Origin of the sequence: Rhizobium sp. B21/90 (assembly GCF_019355815.1) — a bacterium.
Classification (GTDB): domain Bacteria; phylum Pseudomonadota; class Alphaproteobacteria; order Rhizobiales; family Rhizobiaceae; genus Rhizobium; species Rhizobium rhododendri.
Genome location: NZ_CP072165.1, coordinates 216737 through 237231 on the forward strand (window position 1 = coordinate 216737; position 20495 = coordinate 237231).

General features: G+C 61.2%; 22 protein-coding genes. 17 read left to right on the forward strand and 5 right to left on the reverse strand.

Annotation, left to right across the window (positions count from 1 at the left end):
• The first annotated feature begins 10 nt into the window (after positions 1 to 10).
• Both J5278_RS29025 and J5278_RS29030 read left to right on the forward strand, forming a co-directional pair.
• Positions 11 to 1678: an ABC transporter ATP-binding protein gene (locus J5278_RS29025; protein WP_209185527.1), complete on the forward strand. Its 1668-nt coding sequence runs from the start codon at positions 11 to 13 to the stop codon at positions 1676 to 1678.
• Between the two features lie 23 nt (positions 1679 to 1701).
• A complete protein-coding gene (locus J5278_RS29030) occupies positions 1702 to 3072 on the forward strand; it encodes an alpha-glucosidase/alpha-galactosidase (protein WP_209185528.1) in 1371 nt (456 codons plus the stop codon).
• A 63-nt stretch (positions 3073 to 3135) separates the two neighbouring features.
• On the opposite strand, the gene J5278_RS29035 is transcribed toward J5278_RS29030, so the two are convergent.
• Positions 3136 to 3768, reverse strand: coding sequence for an NrsF family protein (locus J5278_RS29035; protein WP_209185529.1), 633 nt, complete (start codon positions 3766 to 3768; stop codon positions 3136 to 3138).
• Positions 3755 to 4321 (reverse strand): sigma-70 family RNA polymerase sigma factor, encoded by a 567-nt coding sequence (locus tag J5278_RS29040; protein WP_209185530.1) that lies wholly within the window; start codon positions 4319 to 4321, stop codon positions 3755 to 3757. The genes J5278_RS29035 and J5278_RS29040 overlap by 14 nt, the downstream gene beginning before the upstream one ends.
• Before the next feature lie 221 nt (positions 4322 to 4542).
• On the opposite strand from J5278_RS29040, the gene J5278_RS29045 reads away from it, so the two are divergent.
• From J5278_RS29045 to J5278_RS29080, 8 genes are all read left to right on the forward strand, one after another.
• Complete coding sequence (locus J5278_RS29045; RefSeq protein ID WP_209185531.1) at positions 4543 to 4812, forward strand: DUF2282 domain-containing protein; 270 nt, start codon at positions 4543 to 4545, stop codon at positions 4810 to 4812.
• A gap of 41 nt (positions 4813 to 4853) precedes the next feature.
• The gene (locus J5278_RS29050) at positions 4854 to 5138 is read left to right on the forward strand and encodes a DUF2282 domain-containing protein (protein WP_142825082.1); all 285 of its coding nucleotides are present in this window, start codon (positions 4854 to 4856) and stop codon (positions 5136 to 5138) included.
• Positions 5139 to 5213: 75 nt separating this feature from the next.
• Positions 5214 to 6068 carry a DUF692 family multinuclear iron-containing protein gene (locus tag J5278_RS29055; RefSeq protein ID WP_209185532.1) on the forward strand — a complete coding sequence of 285 codons (855 nt, stop codon included), beginning with the start codon at positions 5214 to 5216 and terminating at the stop codon, positions 6066 to 6068.
• A 7-nt stretch (positions 6069 to 6075) separates the two neighbouring features.
• Positions 6076 to 6831 (forward strand): DNA-binding domain-containing protein, encoded by a 756-nt coding sequence (locus J5278_RS29060; protein ID WP_209185533.1) that lies wholly within the window; start codon positions 6076 to 6078, stop codon positions 6829 to 6831.
• 30 nt (positions 6832 to 6861) lie between these two features.
• The gene (locus tag J5278_RS29065) at positions 6862 to 7332 is read left to right on the forward strand and encodes a DoxX family protein (protein ID WP_247749376.1); all 471 of its coding nucleotides are present in this window, start codon (positions 6862 to 6864) and stop codon (positions 7330 to 7332) included.
• A 191-nt stretch (positions 7333 to 7523) separates the two neighbouring features.
• Entirely contained in the window at positions 7524 to 7943 is a 420-nt protein-coding gene (locus tag J5278_RS29070) for a plastocyanin/azurin family copper-binding protein (protein ID WP_142829468.1), read from the forward strand.
• A gap of 136 nt (positions 7944 to 8079) precedes the next feature.
• A complete protein-coding gene (locus J5278_RS29075; protein ID WP_142825079.1) occupies positions 8080 to 8520 on the forward strand; it encodes a cytochrome c in 441 nt (146 codons plus the stop codon).
• A gap of 77 nt (positions 8521 to 8597) precedes the next feature.
• Positions 8598 to 9506, forward strand: a complete 909-nt coding sequence (locus tag J5278_RS29080; RefSeq protein WP_374109223.1) for a cytochrome c — start codon at positions 8598 to 8600, stop codon at positions 9504 to 9506.
• A 46-nt stretch (positions 9507 to 9552) separates the two neighbouring features.
• Here the strand turns inward: J5278_RS29080 and J5278_RS29085 are convergent, their stop codons facing one another.
• Complete coding sequence (locus J5278_RS29085) at positions 9553 to 11046, reverse strand: glycosyltransferase family 39 protein (RefSeq protein ID WP_209185535.1); 1494 nt, start codon at positions 11044 to 11046, stop codon at positions 9553 to 9555.
• A gap of 318 nt (positions 11047 to 11364) precedes the next feature.
• Between J5278_RS29085 and J5278_RS29090 the strand changes: the two genes are divergently transcribed.
• The 3 genes from J5278_RS29090 (at position 11365) to J5278_RS29100 (ending at position 13951) form a co-directional block, all read left to right on the forward strand.
• The gene (locus J5278_RS29090) at positions 11365 to 11865 is read left to right on the forward strand and encodes a cytochrome b (protein WP_209185536.1); all 501 of its coding nucleotides are present in this window, start codon (positions 11365 to 11367) and stop codon (positions 11863 to 11865) included.
• A 71-nt stretch (positions 11866 to 11936) separates the two neighbouring features.
• Entirely contained in the window at positions 11937 to 12614 is a 678-nt protein-coding gene (locus J5278_RS29095) for a response regulator transcription factor (protein ID WP_111221038.1), read from the forward strand.
• Positions 12611 to 13951: a HAMP domain-containing sensor histidine kinase gene (locus J5278_RS29100; RefSeq protein WP_209185537.1), complete on the forward strand. Its 1341-nt coding sequence runs from the start codon at positions 12611 to 12613 to the stop codon at positions 13949 to 13951. Before J5278_RS29095 ends, J5278_RS29100 begins: the two co-directional genes overlap by 4 nt.
• Positions 13952 to 14042: 91 nt before the next feature.
• On the opposite strand, the gene J5278_RS29105 is transcribed toward J5278_RS29100, so the two are convergent.
• Positions 14043 to 14246 carry a hypothetical protein gene (locus tag J5278_RS29105; RefSeq protein ID WP_209185538.1) on the reverse strand — a complete coding sequence of 68 codons (204 nt, stop codon included), beginning with the start codon at positions 14244 to 14246 and terminating at the stop codon, positions 14043 to 14045.
• 154 nt (positions 14247 to 14400) lie between these two features.
• Between J5278_RS29105 and J5278_RS29110 the strand changes: the two genes are divergently transcribed.
• Together J5278_RS29110 and J5278_RS29115 are read left to right on the forward strand one after the other, a co-directional pair.
• Positions 14401 to 15333 carry a glycosyltransferase family 25 protein gene (locus J5278_RS29110; RefSeq protein WP_247749361.1) on the forward strand — a complete coding sequence of 311 codons (933 nt, stop codon included), beginning with the start codon at positions 14401 to 14403 and terminating at the stop codon, positions 15331 to 15333.
• A 248-nt stretch (positions 15334 to 15581) separates the two neighbouring features.
• Positions 15582 to 16340, forward strand: a complete 759-nt coding sequence (locus tag J5278_RS29115; RefSeq protein ID WP_209185539.1) for a phosphatase PAP2 family protein — start codon at positions 15582 to 15584, stop codon at positions 16338 to 16340.
• Positions 16341 to 16366: 26 nt separating this feature from the next.
• On the opposite strand, the gene J5278_RS29120 is transcribed toward J5278_RS29115, so the two are convergent.
• A complete protein-coding gene (locus tag J5278_RS29120) occupies positions 16367 to 16822 on the reverse strand; it encodes a response regulator (RefSeq protein ID WP_209185540.1) in 456 nt (151 codons plus the stop codon).
• Between the two features lie 320 nt (positions 16823 to 17142).
• Between J5278_RS29120 and J5278_RS29125 the strand changes: the two genes are divergently transcribed.
• Entirely contained in the window at positions 17143 to 19143 is a 2001-nt protein-coding gene (locus J5278_RS29125) for a glycosyltransferase family 39 protein (protein WP_209185541.1), read from the forward strand.
• Between the two features lie 177 nt (positions 19144 to 19320).
• On the forward strand, positions 19321 to 20484 hold the full coding sequence (locus J5278_RS29130; protein WP_209185542.1) for a glycosyltransferase: 1164 nt from the start codon (positions 19321 to 19323) through the stop codon (positions 20482 to 20484).
• The last annotated feature ends 11 nt before the right edge of the window (positions 20485 to 20495 follow it).

The window sequence follows — 20495 nt, forward strand, 5'->3', positions numbered from 1 at the left end:
AAGACGCTCCATGCCTCTTTCCGTCTTCGAAAATTTCGCTCCCGTGCTGCGGCTCGATCATCCGGGCCGAACGACAGCGCCGATCATCGATGCCCGCAATGTCGCGGTCAATTTCAAGGTCGAGGACGGTATCGTCGAGGCCGTAAAGGATATCTCCTTTCAACTCTACCGTGGCGAGACCATTGCGATCGTCGGCGAATCCGGGTCCGGCAAGTCCGTCACCGCCCGCACCGTCATGGGCCTGCTCACCAAGCGCGCCATCGTCGCACCGCAGTCGACCGTCGCCTATGACGGGCGAAACGTGCTGAAATTCTCCGAGCGCGAACGCCGCAAGCTGCGCGGTGACCGGATCTCGATGATCTTCCAGGAGCCGATGAGTTCGCTCAACCCGATCTACACCATCGGCAGCCAGATCGTCGAAGCCATCCGCGTCCATCGCCGGGTCAGCCGGCAGGATGCCTACAAGCGGGCGCTCGAACTACTGGAAAAGGTACAGATTCCGGACCCGAAGGCCCGGCTCAACCAATATCCGCATCAACTTTCGGGCGGCCAGCGGCAGCGGGTGATGATCGCAATGGCACTTGCCAACGATCCGGACGTGCTGATCGCCGACGAGCCGACGACAGCGCTCGACGTCACGGTGCAGGCGCAGATCCTCAACCTGATCCGCGACCTGCAGAAGCAACTCGGCATGGCGGTGATCCTGATTACCCACGACCTGACAGTGGTCAAACAGTTTTCCGACTACGTCTACGTGATGCAGCTTGGCGAAATGCGCGAGCACAACACGACGGCGCAGCTGTTCGCCAATCCGCAGCACCCGTACACCCGCCATCTGCTCGGCTCCGAGCCGAAGGGGCACGCCAAGCCGCTGCCGGAAGGCTGCGAGCCGATCCTCGAAGCCAAGTCCGTGCGCGTTTCCTTCATGCTGAAGCACGGCACCTTCTTCAAGCCGGAGATGCGCGAGCTGGTAGCCGTCGGCGGCCTCGACCTCGAATTGCGCCGGCATGAAACGCTGGGCATCGTTGGCGAATCCGGCTCCGGCAAGACCACGTTCGGGCAAGCGCTGCTGCGGCTGATCAATGCCGATAGCGGGGAGATCTATTTCGACCGCCAGCCGATCCACGATCATTCGCGCAACAACATGCGGCCCCTGCGCTCACGCATGCAGATCGTCTTCCAGGATCCGTTTTCATCGCTCAATCCGCGCATGCCGGTCGGGCAGATCATCGAGGAGGGGCTGATCGTCAACAACATCGGCGCCAACAAGGCGGAACGGCTGGCGCGGGTGAAGGAGGCACTGGTATCGGCCGGCATGCCGTCGAACATCCTGTCGCGCTTCCCGCATGAATTTTCCGGTGGCCAGCGCCAGCGCATCGCCATCGCGCGGGCCATCGCTCTCGAGCCGGAATTCATCCTGCTCGACGAACCGACATCGGCGCTGGACCTTTCTGTCCAGGCCCAGATCATCGACCTGCTGCGCAAGCTGCAGGACGAGCGCGGCCTCAGCTATCTCTTTATTTCGCACGATCTGAAAGTCGTGCGCGCTCTTTGCCATCGCGTGATCGTCATGCAGAATGGCAATATCGTCGAGCAGGGCCCCGTCGAAGACGTCCTCTCCCACCCCAAGACCGCCTACACCGAACGGCTCGTCAAAGCCGCATTCGAGGTAGCTTGAACATTTTTTGTCCGGAGGCTTACATGGCAAACAACCCCAAAATCACTTTCATCGGCGCCGGTTCGACCGTCTTCATGAAGAATATCATCGGCGACGTGCTGCAGCGTCCCGCGCTCTCGGGCGCCAAGATCGCGCTGATGGATCTCAATCCACAGCGTCTCGAAGAGAGCGCCATCGTCGCCCGCAAGCTGGCCTCCACGCTGGGCGCCTCGGCCACGGTCGAAACCTTTACCGATCAGCGCCGGGCGCTGGACAAGGCGGATTTCGTCGTCGTCGCCTTCCAGATCGGCGGTTATGAACCCTGCACCGTGACCGACTTCGAGGTGCCGAAGAAATATGGCCTGCGCCAGACCATCGCCGATACGCTGGGCGTCGGCGGCATCATGCGCGGCCTGCGCACCGTCCCGCATCTGTGGAAGATCTGCGAAGACATGCTGGCCGTCTGCCCGGACGCGATCCTGCTGCAATATGTCAACCCGATGGCGATCAACACCTGGGCGATCTCCGAGAAATACCCGACCATCAGGCAGGTTGGCCTCTGCCACTCCGTGCAGGGCACGGCGATGGAACTCGCCGAAGATCTTGAGATCCCCTACGACGAAATCCGCTACCGCTCGGCGGGCATCAACCACATGGCCTTCTTCCTGAAGTTCGAGCATCGCCAGCCGGATGGCTCCTATCGCGATCTTTATCCGGACCTGTTGCGCGGCTATGGCGAAGGCCGTGCACCGAAACCGACATGGAACCCACGCTGCCCGAACAAGGTGCGCTACGAGATGCTGACGCGGCTCGGATATTTCGTCACCGAGAGCTCGGAGCATTTCGCGGAGTACACACCCTATTTCATCAAGGAAGGTCGCGAGGACCTGATCGAGAAATTCGGCATTCCGCTCGATGAATATCCGAAACGCTGCATCGAGCAGATCGCCAAGTGGCAAAGCCAGGCGGATACATACCGGAGCGCCGACAAGATCGAAGTCGCGCAGTCGAAGGAATACGCCTCGTCGATCATCAACTCGGTCTGGACCGGCGAACCCTCGGTGATCTACGGCAACGTCCGCAACAATGGCTGCATTACCTCGCTGCCCAACAATTGCGCCGCCGAAGTTCCCTGCCTCGTCGATGCCTCAGGCATCCAGCCGACCTATATCGGCGCCCTGCCACCGCAGCTGACAGCGCTGATGCGGACCAACATCAATGTCCAGGAACTCACGGTCCAGGCGCTGATGACGGAGAACCGCGAGCACATCTACCATGCGGCCATGATGGACCCGCACACAGCCGCCGAACTCGATCTCGACCAGATCTGGTCGCTGGTCGACGACCTGCTGGCAGCCCACGGCGAATGGCTGCCGGAATGGGCCCGCACCAAAAAAGCCGCGCAGGCGGCCTGATCTACCGCTCTCCTCCCCGAAGAATGGGCGTCGCAGCTATGCTGCGGCGCCCACCTGGTAATTTCACCACCGGAGCAAGCGGTTGCCGAGCAGTGCGCCGATGCCGGTGACGAGGGTGACGGCCATCATGTACCAGGATGCGACGAACAGAGGGCTGTCGTCGGGGCAGTGCCAGGCATAGATGGCAGCCGCGATACCGCCAGCCGCAAGGCCGGCGACAGCGCCCGCCAGCCGCGGACTTTCCGGCGCTCCATGGCGGAGGGCGAGCATGAAGCCTGCCAGCGGGACAAGCGACAATACCGGGATGAAGATGAGGCAGAATGCGGCGTGTTGACCCATCATGCTGGATTTCCACGCGACCTCGGGAACGACCACCAATTCGCTGGCGACTGCCACGACCAACGCCGCAAGCGGCAGCAACAACCAGCGCGAGATCGTCAGCGATGCACCGGGGCGGCCGATCCGAAAGACGAGGGCGCAGGCGATAATTGCCAATGTCAGTGTCAAGAGCAGCTTGAAGGCGACACGCACCGTATCGATCGCATCCGCCATATCGGCACGCATACCGATGGTCGACAGTAGCAGGACGGCGGATGCAACGATGCCGATCGCCAGCGCCAGCGCCAGTCTGCGGCCGAGCCGTAAGCGGACCGGGGCGTCTTCCGCCAGGAGGCTGATCAGATCATTCGTCTTCACGCGTTTCACTCCGATAGAACAGGGCCAGAGACTTCAGGGCCCGATGCAGCGCAACGCGCACTGCACCTTCCGTCATTTTCAGCCTTGCGGCCGTTTCGCCAATGCTCGTTCCCTGCAGGGAGATAGAGCGGACTATGTCGCGCTGTGGATCCTTCAGATGCTGCAGCATCCGTTCCGCGTCGAGCCGGTCGAACCCATCGCTCGACGGCTCGGCTTCGAGCGTTTCGATGACGTCCTCGATCGGCACGTTGACCCTGCGGCCCCTTCGCCTAAGGCTGTCGATCAGCTTGTTGCGGACGATGACCGACAGCCATGGACCGATGGGGCGGGCAGGGTCCCAGGTTCCCCGCTTCAGGTGCACAGCAAGAAGCACTTCCTGAACGACATCTTCCGCTTCGCTCGGCGGCGCGCCAAGCTGCTCGCAGCGTCTTCTCGCCATGGCTCGCAGATAAGGTGTCACTGCCGTCAGAAATCGGGTGTAGGCCTGCGTGTCGCCTTCGATGGCGCTGCGCATCCACTCCGCCCATTGCTCTTCGCGCGCTGAATAATTCAACCCACATCATCCCCTACGGCGAGACGCACGATCTTGTTACCGATGCTGCAACAATCTTTTGCACCCTGCCAATATCCTTGCAGCCAAGCCTTGTCCCGCGCATTCGCCAGGACGGCAAGGGCCGTTTGCAAAAAGATTTCGAACGGCCTGTAACAACCCTCGGGTCGTCGCCGTAGTCCCTGTTGCAAGCCAATCACGGCTCATCGACGGGAGACAAAATTATGAAGAACAGCATCGCTACACTGGCACTGGCCGGCTCGCTGGCATCAGCACTCGCAACCATTGCCGCCCCTGCAGCCTTCGCCGCCGACACCAAGGAAAAGTGCTACGGCGTCGCCATGAAAGGCCAGAACGACTGCGCCGCCGGCAAGCACGATTGCGCCGGCAAGTCGACGATGAGCTACGACAAGGCATCCTTCAAGCTCGTACCGACCGGCACCTGCGTCTCGATGAAGACGCCGCATGGCCACGGCATGCTGAAGCCGGTCTGAGCCGAAACGCCCGCACAGCGATCCATTCATCGGAGTTTGACATGACCAACCTTACGACAACCGTCGTCGTCGCCTCTCTGGCAACGGCATTGAGCCTCATCGGCGCCGTCTCGGCCTCGGCCGCCGATGCCAAGAAGGAAAAATGCTACGGCGTCGCCCTCAAGGGCCAGAACGATTGCGCCGCCGGTGCCGGCACCACATGCGCCGGTACCTCCAAGGTCGACTACCAGCAGAACTCCTGGAAGCTCGTTCCCGCCGGCAGCTGCGTCACGATGACGACGCCCAAGGGCCACGGCACGCTGACCCAGGGTCCGGCCCCTATCTGAGCCTACTGCGAGGCGACCTCAGCCAAGAGCGGCGGCACGATTGTCGTGCCGCCCCGTTATCGAAGGGAGAGTGCCATGAAATCCCCCACACTGCCGCCCCGTGCCGGCGTCGGCTTCAAACCGGAGCATTTTTCCGCCATCGATGCCGAGCGACAGCCGATCGGCTTCTTCGAGGTGCATGCCGAAAACTACATGGGTGCCGGCGGACCGCCGCATGCCCGCCTTGGCCGCCTGCGCGAGGATTATGCCCTGTCGATCCATGGCGTCGGCCTCTCCATCGGCTCGATGCAGGCGCTCGACACCGCGCATCTCTACAGGCTCAAGATGCTCTGCGATCGCTACGATCCGGAGAGCTTTTCCGAGCACCTGGCCTGGTCGAGCCACGACAGCGTTTTCCTCAACGACCTGCTACCGCTTCCCTATACGGAGGAGACGCTGGCCCGCGTCGCAGAACATATAGACGAGGTGCAGACGACGATGAAGCGCCAGATGCTGCTCGAAAACCCGGCCACCTACCTGCTGTTCGAGGAGAGCTGCATCGACGAAACCGAGTTCCTTGCGGAACTGGTCCGTCGCACCGGCTGCGGCTTGTTGCTCGACGTCAACAACGTCTTCGTCGCCTCCACCAACCATCACATGAACCCCCGCGAGTACCTTTCCCGCTTCCCGCTGCAGGCCGTGCGCGAAATTCATCTGAGCGGCCATTCCGAAACCACCGACGACGCCGGCGCGCCGCTGCTGATCGATAGCCACGACACGCCGGTCAAGGATCCCGTCTGGACGCTCTACGAAGAGGCAATTGCCCGCACCGGCCCCATTGCGAGCCTGGTGGAATGGGACAACGACGTTCCCTCCTGGTCCATCTTGCGTGCCGAAGCAGAAATGGCCGATGCAATCCTGCAACGGGCCGCCACCCGCCACGCAGCCTGAGGCCGCCATGTCCCTCGACACTCAGGCGCAGTTTGCTAACGCGCTGAGCAACCCGCCCCACGACATGCCGGACGGCCTGACCGCCTGGAACACGCAGCATCCCGCACGGCGGTTCGGCGTGTACCGCAACAACGTTGCCATGGCCCTGACGGGCGCGTTGGCGGCGCGGTTTCCGGTCACGGTCGAGATCGTCGGCGAGGCATTCTTTACAGCCATGGCGCTTGAATTCGTTCGCTGCCATCCACCGCTTTCGCCCCTGCTTCTGGCCTATGGTGACGATTTTGCCGCCTTCGTGGTTGAGTTCGAACCGGCCCGAGAATTGGCCTATCTGCCCGATGTCATCCGCCTGGAGGCTGCCCGCGGCATGGCCTATCACGCCGGGGACAGCATGCCGCTCGACGGCGCAGAGCTTGCAACGGTTGCGCCGGAGTATCTCGCCGGGGTCATTCTCCGACCGCATCCGTCAATGTCCGTCCTGCGCTTCACCACTCCGGCCGTTACCATCTGGGCGATGAATGCGGGGGAACTGGAGCTCGCGCCGATAGACGACTGGCGCGGTGAAGACGCGATGATCGTCAGGCCGCAAATGATCGTCAATATTCACCGCCTGCCACCGGGCGGAGCAACCTTCGTGACGGCGCTGGCCGAAGGCCAAACGTTCGGGGCGGCGGCAGTGGCTGCCATCAATGAGGCCCCAGACTTCGACCTGTCCGCCAATCTCGCGGGCATCCTGCAATCCGGTGCCTTCGCCGCAATCATCTGATCCATCTGGAGACACATCATGACCGACGATATGACCCTGGCCGCAAGGCCGGACCGCACGCTGCTGGGGAAAAGTCGCGCCATACTGCGTCTCCTCGATCGTATTCCGCACGACGCAATCGCATTGCTTTCGCGGCTGTCGATCGCTGCCGTCTTCTGGCAGTCGGGTGAAACGAAGGTCGAAGGATGGCATGTCACCGACAATGCCGTCTACCTGTTCGAGACCGAGTACAAGCTGCCTTTCGTCGATCCATGGCTCGCAGCCCACCTGTCGGCATTTGCCGAACACTTTTTCCCGCTGCTGCTGGTGATCGGGTTTGCCAGCAGGTTATCGGCACTGGCGCTGCTGGGGATGACTATGGTCATCGAGATCTTCGTCTATCCCGACGCCTGGCCAACCCACGGCACATGGGCTGTCTGCTTCCTCGTCATCATCGCCGGCGGGCCCGGAAGACTGTCCGTCGATCATCTCATCGCCCGTCGCACAGGCGTCACCATCTGAAGGCAAAACTATCCGTCTTGGGGCAAGCCGGTATTTGTTTCTACGAGGTTGCTCGCCATCGCAAGTCAAGGAAATCAGGGACTTGTTAACTAAACTTGGCCCCTGTAAGCTTCTTGTAATAAACACTCGCGATGAAGCTTGCACGGTAATCACCGTGCAAAAAGGAGGACTTGTCGATGAATGTCTTGAAAATGACTTTTGCCACTGTTGCGGCAGTAACTCTGGTCGCCTTTGCTTCGCCCTCATGGGCCGAGACGACGATCAAGGTGGTTGAAACCGGCGAGGGCGGGGGCGCCATGGGTCTCAAGCTCGATCCGATGACCGTCAAGGCCGGCCCGGCTGTCCTTTCTGTTCACAACGACGCAGCGACGGAAAATCACGAGATGATCGTGGTCAAGCTCAAGTCGGCCGACCAGAAGATCCCGTTGAACACCGCCAAGCATCGGGTCGACGAGAAGCAGCTGAAGAGCCTTGGCGAAGTCTCCGACCTGAAGCCAGGCGCTAACGGCGAGCTCAAGGTCAATCTGAAGCCCGGCAGCTACCTTGTGTTCTGCAACATCAAGGGACACTATGAAGCTGGCATGGCTGCAACCTTGACAGTCACGCCCTGAAACCAGCCGAGGTCGCCCCCGCTCGATGGCGCGGCCTCGACCCTTCGTCGTTGACAGCCAGCAGGTTCGCGAAACGCCCGACAGTGCCTTTCCGGCCACCACCTGGACAGAGTTCCTCACGATCGGAGACAAAGCTATGCGCGCCAAAATGATGATGACTACATTCGTCGTTGCAATGGGATTGACTGCCGCCTTCGCTGCTGACGAGGGAACCAAGCCTGCCCGCGAGGCCATGATGAAGAAGATCGGCGGTTCCGTCGGCATCATGGCGGCAATGGCAAAGGGCGACAAGCCATACGATGCAGCGGCAGTGAAAGCCGCTCTCATGACGATTTCGGAAACGGCCAAGGCCTTCCCGGACCAGTTCAAGCCGGATTCGGACAAGACCGACAAAGCCGCAAGCCCGAAGATCTGGGAAAACCCGGCCGACTTCAAGGCGCATGCCGACAAGCTCTCGGCCGATGCCGAGATGATCGCCATGAAACTGCCGGCAGACGCTGCAGCCCTCGGCCCGGCATTGAAGCAGCTCGGCGCGGATTGCAGCAGCTGTCATCAGGTCTACCGGCAGAAGGAGTAGCGCGCCTCCGGTTGCAGCGGCGAGTTGACTGACATCGCCAAATCCGCCGAAACTGAAATGGGAGGAAGACCTTGATCCTGAATTTTCGGCAGGTCCTGGCAATCATTGCTGGCGCCGCCCTTGCTGGCGTGGCGGGATTTTATGTCCTGACCAAGCCAACTCCACTTCCCGATAGCCATTGGGCCAACCTCGGAACTCCGGACGTCAAGAAGGGCGAGATGGTTTTCTGGACGGGCGGCTGTTCGAGCTGCCATGCGGCTAAAGGTGCGGAAGGCGATGCAAAGCTCGTCCTCTCCGGCGGCCTCGCGCTCAAGAGCCCGTTTGGCACGTTTCATGTGCCGAACATCTCCCCGGATGACACCGCAGGTCTTGGCAAGTGGACACTTGCGCAGTTCGGCAACGCCATGAAACGCGGCGTTGGACCCGACGGCGAACATCTTTATCCGGCTTTCCCTTACGGCTCCTACAGCCGCATGAGCGATGCCGATGTGAACGACCTGTTCGGCTACCTGAAGACATTGCCGAAGAGCAGCAACGTCGCACCACCCCACGAGCTGCCGTTTCCTTTCAACATCCGGCTGTTGCTCGGCGGCTGGAAACTCTTGTACTTCAGTGAAAAGCCACGCGTCGTGCTGGACAATCCGAGCGACAAGGTGAAGCGCGGGCAATACATCGTCGAAGGACCCGGTCACTGCGGCGAATGCCATACCCCGCGCGATCCGCTGGGTGGCTTCAAGGCCGACAGCTGGCTTGCGGGGGCCCCCAATCCTGAGGGAGAGGGCAACATTCCCGATATCACGCCCGGCTCAAAGTCGATCGGATCCTGGAGCGAAGCCGATATCGCAAGCTACCTGGAAACCGGCATGACTCCGGATTTCGACAGCGTCGGCGGTTCCATGGTGGAGGTCCAGCAGAATCTGGCCCATCTGCCCGCCTCGGACCGCGAAGCGATCGCCGCCTATCTCAAGGCGATACCGTCGAGGTGACGCGGGCGAGACGTCATTTGTCCCAACCGCTTGCTTTGAAACCCGATCATTGCGCTGCCTGGCAACCGCTGGACAGGATATTGCCTGCAGCCCCGGAGACGGCAACGACCGAATAGTCGTCGATGACCCTCGTCCCGGCACGGCGGGCAACGTGCTCGACGGGGCCGGTGGATCGGAAGCATTTCAGATACTGTGCCAGCCGCCCTTCGCCGGTGCGCACCACCAGCAAGGCAGACTTTTCCGCAAGAGAGGCGTCGGGGCTTTCGAATGTGTAGCGCTGCCGATCGACGATCGATTGAACCTTGTCTGCTTGATGCGAATAGAAGGCGATTTCGCCTGTGAGCCCATAGTCGGTCGTGGCGATCCATGCGGCACCGGTTTGCTGCCTGCGGCCTTCCAGCTCCGTCGTCAGGTCTTGCCAGCCGATGACCGTGTCGGCCGGGCTCGTAAACGGAACGCGCTCGCCCATCGGCGTGGCGAGGTAGAGAGGGAGCAGGGACGACAGTCCTATGCCGACCGGCACGACCCAGAGCCGGAGACGCCTCAGATGGACGTTGCCCGAAGCCTCACCTGCCACCGCTGCGGCAATGGCAAGCGCCGGGTAGGCAGGGGCAGGCCAGTTCGGATGCACCCAGTCATGTAGCGAGTGAATGATCAGATACGCGACCAGGGGGGCGGTCAGTGCGACCAGAAAGATGAAGGGGTCCGACCGGCGATTTTGGCAATGGCGGCAAAACCGCCAGACCGCAATACCCGCAAAGATGGCGATGACCGGGTTCATCAGTCCGAATTGCCCGCCGATGAATGTGGCAAGCGAATTGAGCGCCGGATGATTGTCGCCGAGCCGGCCGAACTGCTTGGCAAAGGACGCCCAGCCATGATCTGCATTCCAGACCAGCACCGGCATGAAGACCGCAAAGGCCGCCAAGCCTCCCAGCAGGATCCATGGGCTAAAGCGCCAGCGTGCGGCCCTGGGATCAAGTAAGAGCCACAGCAGGATCCCGGGACCGATGAAGAAGTTGGTGTACTTGCCGACGCAGCCGGCTCCGGCAAGTACACCGACAACGATCCACCAAAGCGGATTTTCCGTGCGTCGCAGGCGCGCCAGGGCCCAGATTGTCAGGGACCAGAACATCACGGACGGCGCATCTGGGGTCGCGAAAATAGCCTCGAGCCCCACCAGGAACATTGCGTTCAGCCAGACCGCAGAACGAAAAGCCAATCGGGTGTCGTTATAGAGTTCGATGACGGTCGCATACACCGCCAGCGATGCCACGGAGACCGACAACACGGGTAAGGCGCGAACGCCGAGCGCGGTATCGCCGAAGACATGGGTGGACAGCCATATCCACCACGCGATCATCGGCGGATGATCGTAATAACCGGCCGAGGGAACGCGGGACCAAAGCCAGTAATAAGCCTCGTCGGAATTGAGGTCGGTGTGTGCCATGGCAAAGAGCCGAAACGCCGCGAGCACCGCAGCCAGCAGCATGACCGGCCACCAGTCACCGACGCGTATCCCGCCGGCTTTATAGTGCACGCGGAATGACCTTAAGGATTGCGGACGCGCGTGTTCGGACGTCAACAACTGCCGCGGCGGACTTATGCAGACACGTCTTTTTCACCAACACGCAAGCGTTCCCTCGATAGGTCTGATGGCAGGGTCCATACCAGACCGAATTCCGAAATGCGACGGCCATTGAAGGCCAAAACTTACGCCAGACTTACATGGACAGCTTATCAACCTTTTATTGCATCGTCACAAGTTTACAATTTCTCGAATAGTGTTCAGGTCGATGTCAGCTGTTTGGTATCTTAGGTTTCACCAAGCAGATCCCCCAACCTGAAAGATCCCGTCTTGGAAAATCACCATTCAAATTCTTTTTCGCTGCCGCAGCGTGTGCTTCACTGGCTGACGGTTCTCCTGGTGTTCTTCAACCTGTTGCTTCCCGATGGAATGAGCGAGTGGAACCGCGCCATCGAGGAGACCGGCTCGGCGAGCGCAGACCAGATCGCAAGCGCCAATATCCACGCCTATGTCGGCATCGCCATATTCTTCGTCGTCCTCGCGCGCCTTTTCCTGCGCTTCACCAGCGGCGCCCCGGCATCGCCTTCACAGGAACCGAAGATTTTCAGCATCGCTGCCAAGTTCGCGCATGCAACGCTTTACCTCCTACTGCTTGCTATGCCGCTGACCGGTGGGGCGGCCTACTATTTCGGCATCGACGTCGCAGGCGGTATTCATGCGGATGTGCTGAAGGTCATCCTCTGGGTGCTGATCGGCGGACATGTGCTCGGAGCGCTGGTCCACCAGTTCTACTGGAAGACAAATGTCCTGCGCCGGATGACCGTAGGCTGACGCTTGTAGCAGCCGTTCCCGAATAGAAAAACACTGGAAAACTCAAACTTCGCCATCTGGAGAACCGTTGGATGCGACTGCTTTTGGTCGAAGACAACAGCCGCCTCGGCAAACTGACCTGCGGTGCGCTGAAGGCGGCAGGCTTTGCAGCCGATCTGTTTTCGAATGCCGAAGAGGCAGAGGCGGCGATGGCTGTCGTCGCCTACGATGTGATCGTGCTCGATCTCGGCCTGCCGGATCGGGACGGCGCGTCGCTGTTGGAGCCCGCCCGGCGACACGCGCCATCCGCGCCGATCCTCATCCTGACAGCCCGCGACGATAGCTCGTCGGTGATAGACTTGCTCAACCGCGGCGCCGACGACTACCTCTGCAAGCCGTTCGTCATGGATGTTCTGATTGCACGGGTTCGCGCGCTGCTGCGCCGGCCGGGAACCATGCGCACGTCGGTACTGAGCGAGCGCAACGTGGAGCTCGATCCCGCGCAATATCGCGTCCGGGTCGGCGGGCATGATCTCGACATCAGCCGTCGCGAGCTTTCGGCGCTGGAACTTCTCATGCGACGGTCCTCGCGCGTCATATCGCGCGCCGATTTCGAGGAATCGATGTACGGCTTCGGTGAGGAAGTCAGCTCCAACGCGGTGGAGGTGCTCATCCACCGCCTGCGACGGAAGCTGGAAGGGGCAGGGGCGGAGATCGAGATCCACAATCTGCGCGGCCTCGGCTACATGCTGGCAGAAAAGCGGCCATGAGCTACCGAAAACTATCGCTGTTTTCGCGGCTGGTGCTCTCCATGTCGCTCGTGGCGACGCTTGCGGTCTTCGCCAGCATCGGTTTTCTCTACATCCGCTTCGCATCGGCCAATAATCGCTTTCGCGAGGAGACGCTGCTGACCTTTGCCCGGGGAATGGCCAAGGAACTGCCCTTGCAGCAGGGCGGCTTCAAGTTCGTGGTGAACCGGCTTGGCGAACTGCACGGCCAATACGCCGTGCTAACTGCGGCGAATGAGTTGCTGAGCGCATCCGACGGTGTTTCCGGACCACTCGTGCCCGCCGACGATGTCGACCAGCGCTATTTCTCACTGCCTGCCCATGACGGCATCCCGAGACTTTTTGGCCTGTCGCTGCGCCTTGCCGACAAAGGCTTGGCTCGCTATGTCCAGGTGGCCTTTCCCAGCAGTCATCTCGTGTTCGACAGCGTTCTAGAAGAATTCGTCGGGGACATCGCCTGGATCTGGCTGCCCTTCGTCGTGGCGATCCTCGTGACCAACATCGTGGTTGCCAAACTCGCGCTCCGGCCACTCACCCGCGCGGCGCGCGAGGCGGAAGGGATCAGCCCGGCCAGCATCAGCGTTCGCCTGACCGAAGGCGACATGCCGCCCGATGTGCTGGCCATCGTCAAGGCTGTGAACAATGCGCTCGGCAGGCTGCAGGGCGGCTATCTGGCCCTCGAGCGCTTCTCCGGCAACATCGCCCACGAGCTGCGCACGCCGATGACCATCATCAAGGCGCAGCTTTCGGCCTCCGACGGAGCGTTTTCCTGCGACCTCGAACGAGACTTCGATGCGCTGGAGCGGATCGTCACGCAACTGGTGGACAGGGTGCGGCTCGGCGGCCTTCATTTCGAAACGGACGACTGCGTCGACCTGTGCGAGATCGTCCGTCGCGTCGGCGCCTTCCTCGCCCCGATCATAATCCAGAAGGGCAGGTCGATCGAGATCATCACGCCAGACCACCCCGTTCTCATCAGCGGCGCCAACGACTTCATCTTCCGGGCGCTGCGAAACCTGATCGAGAATGCGGTCGAACACAGTCCTGTCGCCGGCACGGTGACGATCACCGTCAGCAACGAGCGCGAAATCACAGTCACGGACGAGGGGACAGGGTTTCCGCCCATCAAGCTCGATCCGGTGGCAAGAAGAACCCAGCAGTCCGTCAGCGATCGTTCCGATGGACTGGGGCTTGGGCTCTCCATCGTCGACGAAACAATGATGGCGCACGGGGGATTGCTGTTCCTGTCCAACCCGACCGGCGGCGGAGCGTCTGCGCGGATGGTCTTTCCGACACCCTCTTCTCCTCGAGCTCTGTAAGTCGCCTGTAAGCTGCAGCCGGCATAACCAGCGAAGCGATCGAATGGCCCTCACAGCCCCATCGCCAAACGCGGATGGATGAACCGTGCGCTCAATCTGGCTGCGCCCGACGCATGATGCGGAGGCCGGCCGAAGGAGATGCATCCTTGTCTGCCATTTCATCCATCGCCGCCCTTTCCACCACCGCAGCCGTCCAGACACGACCACCGGTTTCCCCGGCTGCATCTGCCAATCCGTCGGGCACTCCCCAGCCGACAGTTGGCGCCTCATCGGCCGCCAATGTGCCGTCTGCCATCGCCGCACTCTCTCTGCGTAGCGCGTCGGATGGCGATTCAGACGACCGCTAGGACGCATCAAAGTGGCGGCGAGCCGGCCTGCTGCCGTGTCGCCGCTATTCCGTAAGTCAGCTGTAATTCCTGCCGCCAATAGCTGTGGCAGCAAATCGGCGAATGCGCCGACAAGAGATCGCAGCGGGTAATGACGACATGCACCGGGTCAATCGCGAGACACTTACCGTCCCTGTCTATCTGATCAATCTGGACAGGGCGCCCGACCGTCTGGAACTGATGACCTCGATGCTTTCGGATCTGTCGTTGCCGTTCGAGAGGGTCTCCGCCATCGACGGGAGAGCAATCCAGTTCCCGACCGCCGATTTTGCCGAGCGCGCCTATGTCCTGCGCCACGGCAGGCGGCGCAACCCGGCCGAGGTCGGATGCTATCTGAGCCACATCGAATGCGCTCGCCGGCTGCTGGCCTCATCGTCGGAGCATGCCCTCGTGCTCGAGGACGACGCGGTTCTTCCCGACGATATCAGCGACCTCATCCACGGCGCTATTAAAGCTGGCGAGACCTGGGATATTCTGCGGCTATCGAGCGTCAACAGCGGCAAAAAGCATGTTTTCCGCAAGCTCACGCCCCGCCGGAGCCTGGCGATCTCACTGACGCGCGAAAAAGGGTCTGGCGCATACGTCATCAACCGGCGGGCGGCGGAGTGGTTCGTCACCGGCCTGATGCCCATGCGCCTTCCCTTCGACATTGCCTTCGATCTTGAATATTTTGCCGGCCTGAAGGCAGCCTTCGTCGTTCCCGTGCCGGTCGTTCAGGATATCGGCCTGATATCACAGATACAGGGCCACCGACGGGCGTTTCATCTTTCGCGCTGGCATTATCTATCCGTCCAGCCCTACAGGGCATGGCTGGAGATCACGCGTCTGCTCAGCCGGTCTGCGCGGTTGCTATCGGCCCTCGCAAGGGACGGCGCCGAACCCGATCGGCACGCCTATGATCGAGCGCTTCTCGGCGAAGACCGATACCTGCCAGACATGGCCGTTTCAACGGACCAGCACAGCAGGCAGCGGCGACAAGGACGCCGACGTGCATGACACCAACGGGATCATCAACCTTTCACACGGGCGCGGTAGTCAGATGCCGGGACGCCGCTGGCTTGGCAGAGCAGGGCGAGGGTGCGGGGGGCTGACAGCGGTTTGCAAGAGTGCAGCCAGATTTCCTTTGGCGCTTCAGGCTCCTGTCAGCGTCGAGCGATATCCAGCAGCATGGCTGCAGATGATCGTGGGCGTCGAACGCAGCAAGGCAGGTGGGATAAAACACCGTAAGCGAGAATATTGTGCCGATGTCTGATCTGACGAGCGTTGCCGCCCCGCAAGCCTATACGGCGAGAAGCCGTGTCATATTTATGGTGACGTTCGTTCTCTGGTGGGCAATCCTCGCTCTGTTCAATGCCTTTCCTTCCATCGATATCGCCGTCGCACAGCGGTTCTTCACCGGCACAAATTGCAGCATATTCGACGCCGTCGGCCGGACTTGCGGCAGTTTTGCCTACGATGCCAGCCCGTTTTTCACAGCGGCACGCAACGTGCTCTTCGTGCTTCCCTACATCGCAGTCGCCGTCTTGATTGCCGACCTCATCCGCTGCAAATTCACTGGTGCTGCGGACTGGAAGAGCCCGCGGGTGATGCTCAGCCTGACAGCGCTGATGTCGCTGGCGCTCGGTTGCGGCCTGACCGTCAACCTTTTCCTGAAGACATTTTCAGGCCGCCCACGCCCGCGCGAGACGTCCGGGTTCGGAGGCCAGCTGGATTTTGTCCAAGCGGGCTCGTTCGCCGGGAAATGTCTCAAGAACTGCTCGTTCGTGTCGGGAGAGGCATCGTCGGCGGGATGGCTTTTCTGTCTCATCCTTCTTCTGCCGGCACGCTGGCGCCTGACGCTGGGGTTGCCCATGGCCTTTATCTCCCTCATCATCCCCGTGATGCGCGTGCTCACGGGCGCGCACTATCTCTCGGATGTCATCCTTGGCTGGCTGTCGTCCGTGGTGATTTTTGCGGGAGTTCTGGCGGTGGCTGAGGGAATGACCAACCGTCGCTATCTCTGAGCGTCCGCGGTCAAGCCAGAAAATTTTCAATCAAAGTGACTGACGCTCTTCTTTGAAACGCCATTTATCGTGCGCAATCCGCATCCGGCGATCGTCTTCAGCGACGGCCACCAGGGTGAGATCCCCTGAGGCCTGGCAAAACGGCGAATACGGACAAGAGCATCGCCAAGGTCGAAGGGCTTCGTCAGGTAGTCAATCGCACCGTTTTCCAACCCCTCGATCCTGTCGGAAGCCTGGTCGTAAGCGGACAGGATAATGACAGGGATGTGCGGCGACGTCTGCTGCAAGGAACGGAGCAGACAGAGCCCGCTTCCGTCAGGCAGATGCAGATCCAGCAGCACCAGAGCGTACGACCCCTCGTCTGCGGCGACGCGGGCTGCCGCAAGGGTCAGCACCCAGTCCACGTCCCATCCGTCCGCTACGATGTGGTCGTGCAGCGCATCGCCGATGAGGAAGTTGTCCTCGACCAAAAGAATACGCAAATCCGCTACCCCCGAAGCATTAGCGTCGGTAGATGCACGTTTATACTGACATTCACCTGAAATTGTTCTCGATCAATGCGCCCCGCCAAATACCGGTGACACTCGACTGGGGCGCGCTGTTTGCGTCCCCGGAACAGGCAGGTTCAGGCGTCTGTCAGCTTTGCGCAAGATAGTGAACGGCAACCGTCATCGGTCCGTCTTGCTGTGGTCGACTTCAAAGTGCCGCCAGCCCAACAGACTGGCCTCAGAGAAAGCCGTACTCCGAACATGACCAGTTTTTCCCATCTCAACCTGTTGGTCCCCGGTCTGTCGTGCGCGACGTGACGACGCCTGCGATGGTGGCCGGAGGTCCCGGCTCAGGTGCCAGGCAAGCGCTCGACATTTCCGTGGAGCAACGATCCGGGCTCGCAGCACGTCCTTTCCTCTGGGGGAGCTTGACGGCCTACGCTATCGACGTGTTGCTCTTCGAGATGCTTTTCGGTCTCGGCATCAGCCTGCCGGTGGCATTGGCCGCAAGCTTTGCTGTGGCGTCGACCTTCTCCTACATTCTGCACTCCAGAGCGGCAGCCGGAGGCGGCGTCTGGCATCAGCTTGGCCGCTACGTGGCAATCTGCTTTCTGGGGTTCGGACTGCGCGGCGGGGTATTTGCGGACGCGATGGCGTTGCTGACATGGTCGCCGTCAGCCGCAATCGTCCTCGGCGCCGGCGCTTCAGCGGTTGCGTGCTATTTCGGCAATCACTTTTTCGTCTTCCGGATGACGTGGCCTTCCTCGGCGCCGGCGCGCTGGCAGTTGGCGGCAGCAGGCGTGGTTTGCTATATGCTGGCGCTGCGTCTCGCCTATATCGGCGTCGTCGATCTTCTGCCGGAAGAGGCCTATTATTGGAACTTCTCCCGCCATATCGACATCGGCTACCTGGATCACCCACCGATGTCCGCGTGGATGATCTGGCTTGGGACCGCGCTTTTCGGCGATACCGAATTCGGCGTCCGCATCGGGGCCTACCTTGCGTGGATCGTTGCGTGCTTGTTCGTCTACCGCCTGACAGCCCATCTTTTCGACAAGACGACCGCAATTGTCGGGCTTGTCCTCACCGCCGTGCTACCCGTCTTCTTTTACACCGGGTTCCTGATGACACCGGACGTGCCCCTGACTGCGGCCTGGGCAGGGGCGCTGTACTTCCTCGAACGGGCGCTGGTTGCAGACAAGCGCAATGCCTGGTGGGGCGTGGGGGTCTGTGCCGGTCTCGGCATGCTGTCGAAATACACGATTGCGCTGCTCGGCCCCGCAGCCCTGATCTTCATGCTCATCGACCCGCGAGCGCGGCGATGGCTGATGAGGCCCCAACCCTATCTTGCAGCTGCCACGGCGCTTTTCCTGTTCAGCCCCGTCATCTACTGGAATGCGACACATGCCTGGGCGTCTTTCGCCTTCCAGAGCACCCAGCGTCTCGCCGACACGCCGGCTTTTTCCTCGCCGGCGCTGGTCGCAAGCGCGGCATTGCTGCTGACGCCGCTTGGGCTCATCGTCGCAATCGCAACGCTGGTCTCATGTCTTCGCCGCCTCGTCACGGCGCAGAAAACCGATGTGCAGGTGAGACGAAGGACGCTGTTCATGCTGGTGTTCACGTTGACGCCCCTGTCGGTTTTTGCAGCGTTCAGTCTCGGGCATGAGGTGAAGCTCAACTGGACGGGGCCGGTGTGGCTCGCGATCCTGCCCGCCGTCGCCGCGACCATCATCGACGCCAATTCCGGTTCTTCCAGGATTGCCGCAGCGCTGCGCCGGTCCTGGGCGCCGACGCTGCTTGGTACGCTGGCCATATACGCCGTGTGTCTGCACTATCTGGTCCTCGGGCTGCCGTTCGCGGGCCATCTCGGAAACATCCGCACATTGCCGGTGGCCTGGGACGATCTCGGCCGCGAAGTCGGCCTGATCGAACGGTCTGTCGAGGAGCAGGCGGGCCAGAGCGTGCTTGTGGCAGGCATGGACAAATACTTCGTTGCCAGCGAACTCGCTTTCTACAACAGGCGCGACGGCAACGTTGCGGGCAACTCCGTCGGCGCCGGTCCGCTTGGCAACGATAGTCTCATGTACGGATATTGGTACAGGCCTGCGGAAATGCAGGGCCGCACCATCATGCTGGTCAGCCTGAAAAAGAGCGACGTCGATAAACCCGGCGCGGGACGCTACTTCGATCGCCTCACGGATATCCAGACGCATGGCGTCAGCCGGAATGGCGTTACCATCGGCAAGTTCTACTACCGCATTGGATATGGCTATCGGGACTGCGCCTCGCCGGCGGCACAATGCCCGTCGCAATGAGCACCCCGATCGAATTCGCATGCAGCGCTTCAGTTTGTCGTCAGGGTAAGGGTGCAAGAGTGACATGATCAGACAGTCCGCGTCGCCGACAGAGACTGAGCTTGGTGTTCGTATTCCGGCAGCCGATCCAAAGGCCTGATGCCACTGCCGGATTAACGCTCGAAGGTCGTAAGATTGATGAATGTAAGTGTCTCTGCCGCGCGCCTTGTCGAGGACGATCTCTCGGCCATCAGCGCTCAAATCAGCCTCGATCATATCGGTCCCGAGCTTTCTATCGTCATTCCAACGCTGAATGAGCGCGAAAGCGTCGCCATTCTCGTTGACCGACTGCGCGCGACGCTGGCCGGTATCGACTGGGAGGTGATTTTCGTCGATGACGATTCCAGCGACGACACCATCGGCCAGGTTCGCGCCCTTTCCGTCAACGACCGGCGCATTCGCGGTTTGCGCCGCGTCGGCAGGCGGGGGCTCGCCGGCGCCTGCATAGAAGGTATCCTGTCCAGCTCCGCACCCGTGGTTGCCGTCATGGATGCCGACCTTCAGCACGATGAAACCCGGCTGGCGGAAATGTTCAACGTTCTGCGCACCGGCAACGCGGACCTCGTCGTCGCCAGCCGCTACATTCAGGCGGACGGCGCATCGGACGGGCTTTCGAGAATTCGCCATGCCGGCAGCCGGCTTGCGGTGGGAATGGCGCAGTCCCTGCTGGGAGTGCGGCTAAGCGATCCCATGAGCGGGTTTTTCATGATCCGTCGCGAATTCGTCGAGGCAGTGGCGCCGCGCCTGTCGAACCAGGGCTTCAAGATATTGCTCGACATCGTCGCGTCGTCACCGAAACAGATGCGGATCGAGGAAGTGTCCTACGCATTCAGCCCGCGCCTGCACGGTGTCAGCAAACTCGATGCATCTGTGGTGTTCGAATATCTCGGGCTTCTCATCTCCAAGGCTTCTGGCGACTTCATCTCTGCGCGCTTCCTGGCCTTCTGCCTGGTCGGCTCGACGGGCCTCGTGGTCAACCTCGTGTTTCTGCGCATACTGCTCGGGGCAGGGCTGGACTTTCCAACGGCGCAGACTGCCGCCATGCTCATCACCATGGTTGTGAACTACACCCTGAACAACGCTCTCACCTACAGGGACAGGCGTAGGCACGGGTGGAGGTTCGTGACCGGGCTGGGCATGTTTGCAGCACTCTGCAGTTTCGGCGTTTTTGCCGGGGTCGGCGTATCGACCGCCTTCTATAATAGCGAACCACGCTGGTGGTTGGCCGGCCTCGCAGGTGCCGCTATCGGGGCTGCCTGGAACTACTTCACCAACTCAGCCATTACCTGGCGCAAGCGCTAAGCCGGGCCGGA

What these genes read in the sequence shown, in the direction of transcription:
- J5278_RS29030 (WP_209185528.1), top strand. Translation starts at nt 1,702, where the DNA reads ATGGCAAACAACCCCAAAATCACTTTCATCGGCGCCGGTTCGACCGTC.
- J5278_RS29110 (WP_247749361.1), top strand. Translation starts at nt 14,401, where the DNA reads ATGCGCCGACAAGAGATCGCAGCGGGTAATGACGACATGCACCGGGTC.
- J5278_RS29075 (WP_142825079.1), top strand. Translation starts at nt 8,080, where the DNA reads ATGCGCGCCAAAATGATGATGACTACATTCGTCGTTGCAATGGGATTG.
- J5278_RS29105 (WP_209185538.1), bottom strand. Translation starts at nt 14,246, where the DNA reads ATGGCAGACGGCACATTGGCGGCCGATGAGGCGCCAACTGTCGGCTGG.
- J5278_RS29060 (WP_209185533.1), top strand. Translation starts at nt 6,076, where the DNA reads ATGTCCCTCGACACTCAGGCGCAGTTTGCTAACGCGCTGAGCAACCCG.
- J5278_RS29045 (WP_209185531.1), top strand. Translation starts at nt 4,543, where the DNA reads ATGAAGAACAGCATCGCTACACTGGCACTGGCCGGCTCGCTGGCATCA.
- J5278_RS29050 (WP_142825082.1), top strand. Translation starts at nt 4,854, where the DNA reads ATGACCAACCTTACGACAACCGTCGTCGTCGCCTCTCTGGCAACGGCA.
- J5278_RS29130 (WP_209185542.1), top strand. Translation starts at nt 19,321, where the DNA reads ATGAATGTAAGTGTCTCTGCCGCGCGCCTTGTCGAGGACGATCTCTCG.
- J5278_RS29100 (WP_209185537.1), top strand. Translation starts at nt 12,611, where the DNA reads ATGAGCTACCGAAAACTATCGCTGTTTTCGCGGCTGGTGCTCTCCATG.
- J5278_RS29065 (WP_247749376.1), top strand. Translation starts at nt 6,862, where the DNA reads ATGACCCTGGCCGCAAGGCCGGACCGCACGCTGCTGGGGAAAAGTCGC.
- J5278_RS29055 (WP_209185532.1), top strand. Translation starts at nt 5,214, where the DNA reads ATGAAATCCCCCACACTGCCGCCCCGTGCCGGCGTCGGCTTCAAACCG.
- J5278_RS29025 (WP_209185527.1), top strand. Translation starts at nt 11, where the DNA reads ATGCCTCTTTCCGTCTTCGAAAATTTCGCTCCCGTGCTGCGGCTCGAT.
- J5278_RS29070 (WP_142829468.1), top strand. Translation starts at nt 7,524, where the DNA reads ATGACTTTTGCCACTGTTGCGGCAGTAACTCTGGTCGCCTTTGCTTCG.
- J5278_RS29095 (WP_111221038.1), top strand. Translation starts at nt 11,937, where the DNA reads ATGCGACTGCTTTTGGTCGAAGACAACAGCCGCCTCGGCAAACTGACC.
- J5278_RS29115 (WP_209185539.1), top strand. Translation starts at nt 15,582, where the DNA reads ATGTCTGATCTGACGAGCGTTGCCGCCCCGCAAGCCTATACGGCGAGA.